10 protein-coding genes are annotated in these 12,498 nt (G+C 36.4%); 3 read left to right on the forward strand and 7 right to left on the reverse strand.

All coding sequences use genetic code 11. The annotated features are described in order from the left end of the window. Position 1: 1 nt before the first annotated feature. The 4 genes from LB454_RS05915 to LB454_RS05930 form a co-directional block, all read right to left on the reverse strand. Positions 2 to 1,786 carry a tetratricopeptide repeat protein gene (locus LB454_RS05915; RefSeq protein WP_224463686.1) on the reverse strand — a complete coding sequence of 595 codons (1,785 nt, stop codon included), beginning with the start codon at positions 1,784 to 1,786 and terminating at the stop codon, positions 2 to 4. Positions 1,787 to 2,036: 250 nt separating this feature from the next. After that, positions 2,037 to 3,308, reverse strand: coding sequence for a serine--tRNA ligase (serS, locus tag LB454_RS05920; RefSeq protein WP_224463687.1), 1,272 nt, complete (start codon positions 3,306 to 3,308; stop codon positions 2,037 to 2,039). 212 nt (positions 3,309 to 3,520) lie between these two features. Next, positions 3,521 to 3,892, reverse strand: a complete 372-nt coding sequence (locus LB454_RS05925; protein WP_224463688.1) for a hypothetical protein — start codon at positions 3,890 to 3,892, stop codon at positions 3,521 to 3,523. 69 nt (positions 3,893 to 3,961) lie between these two features. After that, positions 3,962 to 4,948 carry a Gfo/Idh/MocA family protein gene (locus LB454_RS05930; RefSeq protein ID WP_224463689.1) on the reverse strand — a complete coding sequence of 329 codons (987 nt, stop codon included), beginning with the start codon at positions 4,946 to 4,948 and terminating at the stop codon, positions 3,962 to 3,964. 254 nt (positions 4,949 to 5,202) lie between these two features. On the opposite strand from LB454_RS05930, the gene LB454_RS05935 reads away from it, so the two are divergent. The 3 genes from LB454_RS05935 (at position 5,203) to LB454_RS05945 (ending at position 8,628) form a co-directional block, all read left to right on the forward strand. Beyond that, positions 5,203 to 5,928, forward strand: coding sequence for a phenylalanine-4-hydroxylase (locus tag LB454_RS05935; RefSeq protein WP_224463690.1), 726 nt, complete (start codon positions 5,203 to 5,205; stop codon positions 5,926 to 5,928). 210 nt (positions 5,929 to 6,138) lie between these two features. Continuing rightward, positions 6,139 to 7,371, forward strand: coding sequence for a serine hydrolase domain-containing protein (locus LB454_RS05940; protein ID WP_224463691.1), 1,233 nt, complete (start codon positions 6,139 to 6,141; stop codon positions 7,369 to 7,371). 165 nt (positions 7,372 to 7,536) lie between these two features. Continuing rightward, positions 7,537 to 8,628 carry a hypothetical protein gene (locus LB454_RS05945; RefSeq protein WP_224463692.1) on the forward strand — a complete coding sequence of 364 codons (1,092 nt, stop codon included), beginning with the start codon at positions 7,537 to 7,539 and terminating at the stop codon, positions 8,626 to 8,628. 92 nt (positions 8,629 to 8,720) lie between these two features. Here the strand turns inward: LB454_RS05945 and LB454_RS05950 are convergent, their stop codons facing one another. The 3 genes from LB454_RS05950 to LB454_RS05960 form a co-directional block, all read right to left on the reverse strand. Continuing rightward, entirely contained in the window at positions 8,721 to 9,362 is a 642-nt protein-coding gene (locus tag LB454_RS05950) for a hypothetical protein (protein WP_224463693.1), read from the reverse strand. A gap of 91 nt (positions 9,363 to 9,453) precedes the next feature. Next, entirely contained in the window at positions 9,454 to 11,943 is a 2,490-nt protein-coding gene (locus tag LB454_RS05955; protein WP_224463694.1) for a zinc-dependent metalloprotease, read from the reverse strand. A 141-nt stretch (positions 11,944 to 12,084) separates the two neighbouring features. Next, a complete protein-coding gene (locus tag LB454_RS05960) occupies positions 12,085 to 12,498 on the reverse strand; it encodes a DUF6691 family protein (protein ID WP_224463695.1) in 414 nt (137 codons plus the stop codon).

Raw genomic sequence — 12,498 nt, forward strand, 5'->3', positions numbered from 1 at the left:
ATTATTGTATTTGATCTCCTCTCAGCATTCGGAAACGTTGTCTGGCTTCCACAAAAAAGATGCTATCGGGATGATTAAAAATTAAAGTTTCAAAATAAGATTTTGCTTTTTCTGGTTCGTCTAGATGATCCATATATAGTTTTCCTAGCTGGAAGTTGGCATTATCAGCCAGTATCTGATCTCCGAATTCATCAATAATACGCTGTAAGTAAAACGCTGCTTTTTCAACTTCACCTTTCTGCAGATGCAAGTTGGCCACTCTGAAAAGCACCTCGTCAACAATAGAAGGTGATTTGTAATCCTTAAGTATAGGTTTCAACATACTTAACGCCTTTTCAGGCTGATTTTGAAATTGAAGCAAATCTGCTTTTGCAACTAGTTTTAGATCTGTTCTGGTAGAATCTTCCTGACTGTTATCTTTGATAAGCAAGGATAATTCCAGTGCGTCGTTGGCAGTTAGCTGCGAAGCCGACGATTTTAGAACTTTTAGTTGGGTTAGAGCCCAGTCAAAGTCGCCGGTAAAATAACTGGTTTTGGCCACTTTAAATTTTGCTTCCCTGGCAATATCGCTATTAGGAATCATCCTTTCGACTTGGGTATACAGCAATAAGGCCTGGTTAAATTTAGATTCCTGTACGTTAAGATCTGCTTCCAGTAATTTCAACTCTGCTGACTGCTGTTGATACAGGTTTTGAGAATTGATTACTTGTATTTGATCCAAAGCTTTTTTAATGTCTTTTTCTTGAAAAGCAATAAACTCTGCCAAATCTTTTTGGATTATAAAACTATCCCTATTCCTTCCAATTTTAGACAGAAAATCTAAATAGGCTGTTTCAATTTCTTCATAATTTTCTGGTTTTGCCTGTAATCTTTTGATAAGTAAAAGTTCTCTTTCTGCTGAAAGTAAGTCCCGTTCACTTGCAGCTTTTGAGATGGCAAATTCTAAAATTTCTCTGGCACTGGGTAAGTCATTATTTTCTTTTGAGATTAAGGCTAAATCTATCAATCTCCCTAGAGATTGATTATCCGACCTTTGGAAAATGGCTTTTTCCTGAGCGAAAGCTTTTGCATAATCTTCCTGCTGAACAAACAACCAGCTTAGCATTTTGTTATAAATTACATCAGGCTCCTTTTGATTGCGCTGAAGCAGCACACGCCTCAGAGCCTGATTGGCTTCATTGCTTGCATCTTCAGAAATGTACTGAGCAAAATTTCTGTTGAGGATTTGAAAGTAACTTGGGTTTTCAATAATCAAATCCATGTAGTTTTCAAACATCTTTTTGAATGCACTCTGCTCACCGTAAATTCTGGCCAGTTGAATTCTGTTGTTACTTTTTGGCTCGATGCGTTGAGCTGTTTCATAAGTTTCCACAGCAAGATCGAGCAAGCCATATTTCTGAAATACATTACCGACTGAGTAGGCAAAGCCAGGTCTAGATTCTACTTGAGATATAGCCTTTTGATAATAATTTTTGGCTGCGATAGTATCGTTTTGCTTTTGGTACAAATAACCAAGTTCTATCTGAATGTTTGGATATTCCCCTACATCAGACAAATATCTTTTAAGTGTAGTTTCTGCCTGATCTATCTTATCCAGAGCTTGTAGAGTTTCCACATAACCCAATAACCAGTTTTGATGACCAGGATTGTTTCTGTGCAGTTTGGCATAAACAGCTTCGGCTTTTTCGTACTCTCCCTGGTCAAAATAATTCTTGGCTAGTTCTTCATTTTGACCAAAACTCAATGTAAAAACAAGAATCGACACAAGCGTCAAGAAAGATTTCATTGTAAAAGATCTGGGTACATGTAAAAACATGTTCAAATTTACCTAAATATTTTTCGGTGTCGACATTTTTGAGAAAGATTTCTAATTCAAGAAAGCTTTCAGTTTGAAAGCAGATTTTATTGCCTAGCTGTGCATACCTTAAATACCAAAAAGAATAAGGTTTTTAATTTTTCAGCATAAAGTCACTACCAATCACCTAGGTGAATCAATATTAAAATAAGGTGAATTAGAGAACTTAAATTTATCAGCCTTAGGATATCTTATCAAACCCCGTGTAAGGCCTTAAGACTTCTGGGATAACAATACCATCTTCTGTTTGATAATTTTCCAGAATACCAGCTAAAACTCTTGGCAAAGCCAGAGAACTTCCATTCAAAGTATGGACCAAAGCTTTATTTTTATGATTGTCCTTAAATCTTATTTTTAAGCGATTGGCTTGAAAAGTCTCAAAATTGGATACCGATGAAATTTCTAACCAACGGTCTTGAGCCGTGGAAAACAATTCGAAATCATAAGTAAGCGCAGAAGTAAAGCCTAAGTCCCCACCACATAACCTCAACACACGGTAAGGTAATTTCAAATCTCTTAAAATTGATTTGACATGCTCCACCATTTGATCTAAAATTTGGTAAGATTCTTCTGGTTTTACAATGTTGACCAGCTCCACTTTATCAAATTGATGTAGGCGATTGAGCCCACGCACATGTGCGCCATAACTTCCGGCCTCTCTTCTAAAACAAGGCGTGTAGCCTGTGAGCTGAATTGGCAATTGGTTTTCATTGAGTAAATCGTCTCTGTAGATATTGGTAATCGGCACCTCAGCCGTTGGAATGAGATACAAATCATCATTCCCAACGTGATACATTTGCCCTTCTTTATCTGGCAATTGCCCAGTACCATAGCCGGAAGCTTCATTAACCAATAGCGGCACCTGGACTTCGCTATAGCCAGCGTCTATATTTTTATCTAAAAAATAGGAAATCAAAGCTCTTTGTAATCTGGCTCCTTTGCCTTTGTAGACAGGAAAACCAGCACCTGTGATTTTATTACCCAGTTCAAAATCGATGATATCGTATTTCTTAGCTAACTCCCAATGAGGAAGCGCTGTTTTTGACAGGACAGGAATTTCTCCTTCTTTAAAGATTTCTTCGTTATCCTCTTCACTTTTCCCTGCTGGTACGGATGGATGTGGAATGTTGGGAACTTGATAAAGTAAAGCCTGAAGTTCTGTCGCCGCCTGACTCATTTCTTCACCTAGACGCTTGGAATCTTCTTTAAGTCCCGCTGTTTTTTCTTTTAGGGCATTAGCTTTTTCTGTTTCACCAGACTTAAATAGCATTCCAATTTCTTTAGAAAGTGAATTGGATTCTGAAAGAATTTCATCCAGTTGTTTTTGAGTCGCTTTCCGTTTATCATCTAACTTTAAGATAGATTCAAAAACCGCTTCAGCTTCAAAATTTCTTTTCTTCAGAGCCTGTATGTAATCTTCCTGATGTGCTCGGATGTGCTTAACTTCCAACATAATGCTTTGGTGTTCAAATTTTCAGCAAATTTAGCAATTCGCAAGCCTTGTGCAATTTTTTTGAATGTATAAAATCATCGCATTGTAAAACTTTATTCAACAATAGCCAACATTAAACGGTGGCTATAAAAATTTAAGTCTAAAAATGAAATTTGAATGTTTAAAATTCTGCAATTGGCAAAAAATCTAATCCTTCTTTTTTTTAAAATTGTTTAAAACTTGGTAACGCATTTCTGAAGCTTCAATCCACTTTTTTTCAAAATTTGCGAGATATATAAGTTCCAGTGAATCTTTATGATTTTAAATCTTAGTTTCAAATTTGGACTAAACCAATTGGATTCTGCAGATTCAAAGCTTGATAAATCTGTTAAAATCGTTAAAATGTTGTTCTCGATCTTATATTCTGAAATAAAATCAGCTCCTAATTCACTAAGGTAGTATTTAACTTGTTTATTTGATATAAACCTTAACGAGTCTGCACCAGAATGAAGATTGGATTCTGCATACCATACCGAATTGTATAACCGATTTTCATCGTCTTTTTCACTAGTTTGAGAATAACAATTAAATATGAAGCAAAACATTGCTGATAGAAATAATTTAAATCTTTGGTTCATTATATAAAAATATGCTTCTGAATAAATGTTACTGGATTATTGATCGTCTTCTTTGTAAATCAAACCTAATTTTTTTCTGATTTTATCTAAAGTTAAAATCAGCTCCAAAGAAGCTTGCAGTGGCATTTCCGTACTTTGTGTTAATCCTTTTGCCAAACAGTCCTGCACATGCTCAATCTCGAACTGATAACCGTGAGATGGATAATTGAAATCTATATGGTCTACACCAGAGTCTGTTTTGATATCAAGTTGATCGGTATCATGAAATCTGGAACCAAATTCTACAGTAGCGTTTTCAAAGTAAACTTTTGCTTTTGAGGGTGACGTTCTCGCAAAACTCGATGAAAGTTTTGCAGTCGCCCCAGAAGCATAATCAAAATGGATCTCATTGGAAACGTCTACACCGGTTGAGGAAAACTCACAAGTTGCATCTACATGCTGTGGAAGCCCTAAAAGCTTTAAGGCTAAGTACACGGGATAGATACCGATATCCAACAAAGCCCCTCCACCCAGGTCTTTATTAAATAAGCGTTTTTCAGTATCAAATTCAGCTTTAAATGAAAAGTCCGCTTCAATGCTGACACAGTTCCCATAAGTTTTATGAAGATTGAGTTCTTGTACTTTCTTGAGATGCGGCATAAAATTGGTCCATAAGCCTTCCATTAAAAATTGCGAATGTGTCTTAGCAGCCTCCATGATAGGTTGAAACTGAGTCGCATTCATAGCAATCGGTTTTTCACAGAGAACTGCTTTCTTATGTTGCAGGCACATCAGTGTATTTTCTGCATGAAAAACATGCGGAGTAGCAATGTAAACAACATCCACATTAGGATCTTTGGCAAGGTCTTCGTAAGTACCATAAGATTTTTCAGCTTTAAATTTTGAAGCGAAATCATCGGCTTTAGTTTGGGTTCTGGATGCGACAGCATAGAGCTCTGCTCCTTCTACATCCAACAAATCTGAAGCAAACTTATGAGCAATTTTGCCTAAACCGATAATTCCCCACTTATACATTTTAGCCATATCTCAAAATTTTAAATAAAGTTAGAAAATGTAACAGAATGCAGTACTATGAAAGTATTTTTTTTCAGTTTAACATTTGTTGATTTGTCCACAATCAGATAATATCTAAATTTGGGTCATGATTACAAACAAAACATATTATTGCTATTATCCATTTCTAACAACTAGAATCGGTTAATGGTATAAATTAATTAATACACCCTAGCAATCCCGATTCATGATGAATCGGGATTTTTGTTTAAAAAAATAAGCAGATGCAAGACATGTCTAAGTACACTAATGAAGATCTATGGGTTTGGCAAACTTTGTTTACCAGACAGCAAGACAACATTCCTGGCAAGGCTTCTCAAGCCTATATTGATGCGCTGGAGCATATGTCGCCGGTCTTAAATGCTGAAGAAATTCCTAGTTTTGAAAAAATCAACACATGGTTTGAGTCGGAGACGAAATGGGAGCTAAAAGTAGTCCCTGGACTTATCCCTGTGGAAGAGTTCTTTCAACTTCTAGCTGAACGCAAGTTCTGCTCTTCAACCTGGCTTCGCTCCAAGGATAGCTTAGATTACCTTGAGGAGCCAGACATGTTTCATGATATCTACGGTCACGTTCCGCTTCTTAGCAACCCTATTTTTTCTGAATTTGTATATGAGTTTGGCAAACTTGGCTGTCAATTTCTGGATGAGCCAGAAAAGCTCTTACAACTTCAGCGTCTTTACTGGTTTACAATTGAATTTGGTGTTATCGAAGAAAAAGGTAAAATTCAATCCTACGGTGCTGGTATTTTATCTTCTTATGGAGAAACTAATCAAATCCACGAAATGAAGGCTAATTTTCTGGATTACTCCATTGAAGCTATTATCAAAAAAGTTTTCAGAACTGATATCATGCAAGAAGATTATTACGTGATCTCATCCTTTGAGACCCTATTTGAATCACTCAAAAAACTATCCAAAGTCTGGAACAAGGAACTAACTGAAGTTTAAATTTTGAATTGCTTCAACTTAATTGTCATAAAGATGAACGATAATTAAAGTTTCTTCGTTTATACTTATGTTCCTTACTTTTTATAAAGTCTAGTTATTACGCGGCTTTAAGTCAGGGTATTTGGAATATTTTAGTTAAAATTGTATTGTTAAAAAAATACCAGCAATATTTTATAATATATTGCACTTTAAATGAAGTTTAATTATCAGATGAAATTTAATTCAAAATTCGTTTTTAGGTTCTTATTATTCACCACACTGGCTGTGATAATCTCCTACACCATGTTTCAAAACTTTGCTTTTAGCAATTTTGAAACCTTTACTGAAGATACTTCGGAAGTAATGGAACCGGCACCTAAGCCTTCAACTCCAGATTACGCTTCATTATTTTCTACAGAACTTGAAGTTTTACAGGATCAAATTCAGAAGAGAGCAAAACGCAACAGGATAAATGGTTCTGTATTGATAGCCTATAAAGATCAAATCCTTTACAAGGAAGATTTTGGTTATGAAAATCCAATCCAAAAAATCCCTATGCAGCCCGGACAGTCCTATCAGTTAGCTTCTGTAAGTAAACAATATACGGCAGCTGCTATCCTAAAACTTCATGAAGAGAAAATGATTGATATAGATCACCAGGTCTCTACATATTTACCCAATTTTAAATTTGAAACTGTTACTATAAGGGATTTACTGAAGCACAGGTCTGGATTATGGAACTATATGTATCTTACAGAGCAATACTGGGATAATGAGGTTGCTCCAAATAATCTTGAGGTTGTTGACCTTATAAATGCACATGCAGCCAGATTAAATTTTCCTTCTGGCAGATACTTTAGCTACAGCAATACCGGCTATGTAGTGCTAGGTGCTATTGTGGAACAAGTAAGCAAGTTAAGCCTTGGGGAATTTCTAAAACGAGAATTTTTGCTGCCACTTTGCTTAGATGAAACTTTTGTAGAGAAAAATGATTTAAACAAGTCTTCTATATTAAGTGGCTACCAACCCTATAGACGATCTTTTATAGAATTACCAGCAGGATTTCACAACAATGCTGTGGGTGACAAGGGAATTTACGCTTCTCCTGAAGATTTACATGTTTGGTTTCGCGATCTCAAAAACGGTAAGATTCTTAACCAAGAAAACGTTGACTTGATGTTTGGAAGGGATAAGGGCGGTAAAAATGAACGCTATGGGATGGGTTTCAGACTTGAAAAGAAAGCTAATGAACCCGTTATTTTCCATAACGGTCTCTGGGATGGCTTCAGAAATGGTTTGGAATATCACCCTAATCAAGATCTTGTCATTATTGTAATGACCAATACTCAAAATAAGCAGAAGCACTACTTCCAAAAGTACCTTGTTAATAAGGCAAAAAAACTCATTGATACTGCGGAAAATAGATTAAAACTGGAAAAACAGGAACCTGAGTTGATTTTATAACCAATCTTCACCCAGTGGCTTATAAAATTAATTTCAATCGAATTATTTAGAGTAATTCTGTGAATAGTTCAATTGCAATATAATGCAAGTATCTGACTATTAGTAGTTTATAAATCGTGGCACAGACTTTGGTTTTATAGTTATATAACATTAAAACCTTTAGCCATGAAACGATTAGCAGTATTACTCGCAGGGTTCATTTTTACAAGTATGTCTGGATGGGCAAATGATTGGAACTCGAACTCGAATCAAGCTTTCATTTTCACGGAAAATGGTATTGAGTTTTCTGTGTTTCAAGATGGTCAATTTGATTTTTTTATACCAAATTCCGGACCCAATGTATCAGCTGGATTTAGAACTTCAAATGTGAACTTCAGTTTTAACACGGGTTATAATTACAATCCTTACGTACAATACGATAGCTACGGAGCTGTTATACAAATTCAAAACACTCCAATTTTCTATGATAATTTTGGCCGTATACATCAGGTTGGAAGTATTTATATGGACTACACTTCTTTTGGGAGGCTGAATAGAATCGGTGGGTTACAATTATTTTATAGAAATAATATGCTATGGAGACAAAGCGGATTCATAAACCATATCAATAGAAGCTATGTATGGAGACCTTGGCATAACTATTATGCAATGCCTGCTGCACAATTTAATTTGATAGGTTACTATCCTTACAGACAATTCTATGTGCCAGTAAGACATATATATTATAGACCTTATATCAATAATAATCGTCATTTTACTTTTAACAGGCACCAAACCAACTATAGACGAGGTGCTAATTCTACAAGGTCTCAAGTTTATGCGCAATCACCTAGAACCAGGGCTGAAAGAAACCTCAGATCAAATGTTCAAAGACGTCATAAGGAAATTAATGCCAGTCGAAATTCAAGACTTTCAACTGCAAATACAACAAGAAGGGAAAACTCCAGATCTATTTCTGAAGTCCATAGAAGCGCTAATAGAGATGCCTCTTCCCGAGTGAATAGAGCAGCAGTACCTCAAGAAAGGCCCAATGTAAGAAGAAACCAGGTCTCTGGCAGATCTAGTGGGACTACTAGCCATAGAAGCATTTCCCAAAGGTCTACTAGGCCAGATAAGGCTAGAAGTAGCAACAGAAGAAAAAGTGAAGTTTCTGGTAGAAATTCGGTTCAGACCAAACCTGCACCAGTTACTAGAACTAAACATAATTCTGAAAGAAGCTCAAGATCAAATAGTAGCAGGAGCTCCAGAAACCGATAAAAACTTTATTTCTAAAATTAAAGCCCCTCTTTTACTGAATTAAAAAGAGGGGCTTTTTATATCTTTAATATAAAGGTCTCAAAAAAATCGATTTACTCTACCACATAATTTTCCCAACCCCAGGAAGGCTGTGGTGTATCTATTGGCGATTCCAAATCAAATCCAATTGAAAATTTGACAGGAGAACCTATTCTCCTCAGGTTATAAGTGAATTGCTTTTCGTCTACTGTGATCCACCATAAATTTGTTGCAGTACCAGGAAGCAAATCTACAGTCTCCTGATCTGCTGGAAACATCGCTAAACCATCAAAACCAGTATTAGGTGTCACTCCACCGTACATGGTGACCTCATCCTCGCTTCCATCTACTTTACGGTGATCATGCTTCAACTGGATACCCTTATCAGTTTTAGTCAAAATCCAGGTTCTTGAAAGGTTATCGCCAACATTGAATGGAATATAGATGGTATCTTTCTTTACATCCAAAACGTGCATAACCAGTTTCTTTCCCCTAAAGTCATCGCCTTCTGGAGCTTCTAAAACTTCACCTTGAAAAGATTTTCCTTTCAGTTTTGCGAGTCTGTTCCAAAAATTATTGTTAATTCTTTCAGCTGAAATGGATACTGCTTCAGTTTCAGGCTCTGCGGCCAGATTTTCTTTTTCTTTATCCGTAGAATTTTGACAGCTGAATAAGGTTAAAGCCAATAAAGTTATAAATATAAATATAAATTTCATAAGTTTTAATTTGTTTTAAAAGTAAAGGTTTGGATGAATAAAAAAGCCACTTTCACGTGAAAGTGGCTTAAAAAATGAAAACACTCAGCGGCTAAGCATCGGGGTTAAGAATTTTTTCAATTCTCTCTACACCGTCTTCTAAGTGATATCTAGACATGGTATCTCTAGTTCTATTGATAGCTCTTCTCATATCTCTTTGTAGAGTTTTCAATTCAGCTCTAACAAGTGGTCTTATGTCACTTGTTTCTACATCAATATTACTTCTGCTAATGTACCTTCTGTACTGAGCAGGAATACTAGCTTGCTCTTCTGTCATCAAATAATGCAATCTAGAGATATAAGATCTTTGCAGGTTTCTTCTTATTCTGGAAATTTCCTGTCCAGTTCTCAATTCACTGAAAAGTCCAGTTCTCAAATCTTCCATCATTTCAACGATAGTATAAGCATCATCGTTGATTTCTTCATTTTCCATCATTCTAGCGAAACGACCAAAATCAAGGACGTTATTCAAAGCTCTTTCCTGGTAAGATTTGATTTTATCCAGATAGCCATCAAATTGAATTTTGTTGAAAATATCCTGATCAATTAGCCATTCGGGAGTTGTGAATAGCTGCTCCTGAAGAAATTCCATGGCTCTTACTTGCTTATCTCTAGGCGTATGAATATAAACAGCGCCTTCTTGTTCGTAAGTTTTATAGAACTCGTAAACCCCACCAATGTTGGCAGCAACGTGACCCATATATCTGTTATATTGACCATAGACCTGATCATAAAGATCACTTAGATCGTCGTAATTCTTACCATCTTCTGCAGTCCATTCTATTAAATTTGGAACAATACGCTTCAGGTTTTCTATTCCGTAAGCACTTGCTTTCATAGAATCGTCACCAAGATCTTCGGTTTGTGAACTTGGATCGATAACTCCTCCAGATTGTTGCTTACCAAATCTGTAAATAGGGTCACCAGCTTTTTCAAGAATCCATTGGTTGAGAACTTCTTTTTCTTCTTCAGGAGATTTGTCTAAGATGGGTTTATATCCCCAGGCAATAGAATACTTATCATATGGACCAACATTTGGCATTAATGAAACATCTCCATCACCAGGCTGTGCTACGTAATTAAATCTGGCATAATCCATTATCGAAGGTGCAGTGCCGAATTCTTTAGTAAATTCTGGATCTCTTAAATCTTCAACACTATAAGCTACACTACTTCCCATATTGTGAGGTAAACCTAGAGTATGACCAACTTCGTGTGAGGAGACAAAACGAATCAAACGCCCCATCACCTCATCTTTAAACTCAACACCTCTTGCCTCTGGATTGATGGCAGCGGTCTGTACGAAAAACCAATTTCGCAGCAATGTCATCACATTATGATACCAATTGATATCCGATTCCAAAATTTCTCCAGAACGCGGATCGCTTACGTGAGGTCCGTTTGCATTAGGAATTGGAGAGGCTAAGTATCTTACAACAGAATATCTCACATCTTCCGGACTCCAGTCTGGGTCCTCTTCCTTAGATGGAGGGTCTTTGGCTATAATAGCATTCTTGAAACCTGCAGCTTCAAAAGCGACTTGCCAGTCCTCAATCCCCTGTTTGATGTATTTTCTCCATTTTTCTGGAGTTGCACGGTCGATATAGTAAACAATTTGCTTTTTTGGCTCAACTAATTCGCCATTTTTAAATTTCTCAATATCTTCATCTTTTACCTCCAGACGATAACGGTCCAGATAAGTCACCGTTTCAGATTTTTGATTGTCCAAACCGTAATCGGTTTGTTTACTTGTAAACCAGCCTACACGCTGGTCGAAGTAACGTCTTTTCATAGGTTCTTTGGGTAAAAGAACCATAGAGTTACTAAATTTTAACGAAACAGAACCTGTACTAGAATTGGAAGGTGGCTCTCCGGCATTGTAAGTTTTGACGTGTCTTATTTCGATGTTTTTCGGGTAACTTCTTATGGTATCTATGTAAGATCGACTATCATCTAACCTGGAAATCTTGTAAGGCTTTCTTCTTCTACTTTGAAGACCAATCGCTTCTACGTCCTTTTGAAACAAATTTGTAACATTAATAACTGTGTTGTTATTAACTGAATCTTTCTTGTAAGCTTTTACATCAAAAGAATACAGAATAGGCTCAAAGTTAGAATTCACAACAGCTTCATTTATCGGGAGAGAATCTGCAGCAGCAATATCATAGGAAACCACTCTTAGGTGTACTTTGTCACCTTTTCTTTGCCAACGAAGAACCTGTTCATTTTGCTTACCTCCACCAAAACCAATGCCTTGAGCAGTTTGAGCAATACGTGTGACCATCAACATTTCTCTATTGAAAAGGGAATCTGGAATTTCAAAGAAGTAATCCTGATCTACCTGATGCACTGTAAATAAGCCTTCATCCGACTTAGCTTTGCCAGTAATGATTTTACTGTAAGGTTTTACACCGTTTTTGGACTCCTTTTTCGGTGATTTTGAGGCCGATTTATCATCTTTCTTACCTTGTAAGATAGAACATGACGACATCGAAACAACCATACCTGCTACAAACGTGTAGTAAAGTAATTTTTTCAACATAATTAATTTTTTTGATTTAAACAATTGAAAGTTATCAACTGAAATTTTAAATAAGACCCTTTAAGTTGTAAATGGTTTAATTATAAATGCAAAAAAGCTCTGTTTTCACAGAGCTTTTTTGAAAAATCATCAATTTTAAGGCTAGTGTGGTAATTTATTTCTCAATATACCATAAATAAAAGTCCCCAAAAGAGCACCAAAGATGACTATAAGGATAGACCCAAATCCCGCACCGGCCAAGACGTACATTGGACCCGGGCAAGCACCAGCAAGTGCCCATCCCAGTCCAAAAAGGATTCCACCAATGAGATAGCGAGGAATACTCATGGCTTTGGGTTTTAATTCCATGTCCTGCCCACCTAGAGCTTTAATATTGTTGCGTTTGATAATTTGAGTACCAATTACTCCTATAGCCAAGGCGGACCCTATGATACCGTACATATGAAAAGCGCCAAACTCAAACATCTCATAGATTCTAAACCAGGAGGCTGCTTCAGACTTGTACATAACGATACCAAAAAAGGTTCCTATTATTAAATAGACTAATGTTTTCAT

The sequence above is a fragment of the Psychroflexus montanilacus genome, assembly GCF_020164535.1.
GTDB classification, from domain to species: Bacteria; Bacteroidota; Bacteroidia; order Flavobacteriales; family Flavobacteriaceae; genus Psychroflexus; species Psychroflexus montanilacus.

Coding starts and splice junctions, on each gene's coding strand:
- LB454_RS05915 (WP_224463686.1), bottom strand. CDS start 1,786: ATGAAATCTTTCTTGACGCTTGTGTCGATTCTTGTTTTTACATTGAGT.
- serS (WP_224463687.1), bottom strand. CDS start 3,308: ATGTTGGAAGTTAAGCACATCCGAGCACATCAGGAAGATTACATACAG.
- LB454_RS05925 (WP_224463688.1), bottom strand. CDS start 3,892: ATGTTTTGCTTCATATTTAATTGTTATTCTCAAACTAGTGAAAAAGAC.
- LB454_RS05930 (WP_224463689.1), bottom strand. CDS start 4,948: ATGGCTAAAATGTATAAGTGGGGAATTATCGGTTTAGGCAAAATTGCT.
- LB454_RS05935 (WP_224463690.1), top strand. CDS start 5,203: ATGCAAGACATGTCTAAGTACACTAATGAAGATCTATGGGTTTGGCAA.
- LB454_RS05940 (WP_224463691.1), top strand. CDS start 6,139: ATGAAATTTAATTCAAAATTCGTTTTTAGGTTCTTATTATTCACCACA.
- LB454_RS05945 (WP_224463692.1), top strand. CDS start 7,537: ATGAAACGATTAGCAGTATTACTCGCAGGGTTCATTTTTACAAGTATG.
- LB454_RS05950 (WP_224463693.1), bottom strand. CDS start 9,362: ATGAAATTTATATTTATATTTATAACTTTATTGGCTTTAACCTTATTC.
- LB454_RS05955 (WP_224463694.1), bottom strand. CDS start 11,943: ATGTTGAAAAAATTACTTTACTACACGTTTGTAGCAGGTATGGTTGTT.
- LB454_RS05960 (WP_224463695.1), bottom strand. CDS start 12,498: ATGAAAACATTAGTCTATTTAATAATAGGAACCTTTTTTGGTATCGTT.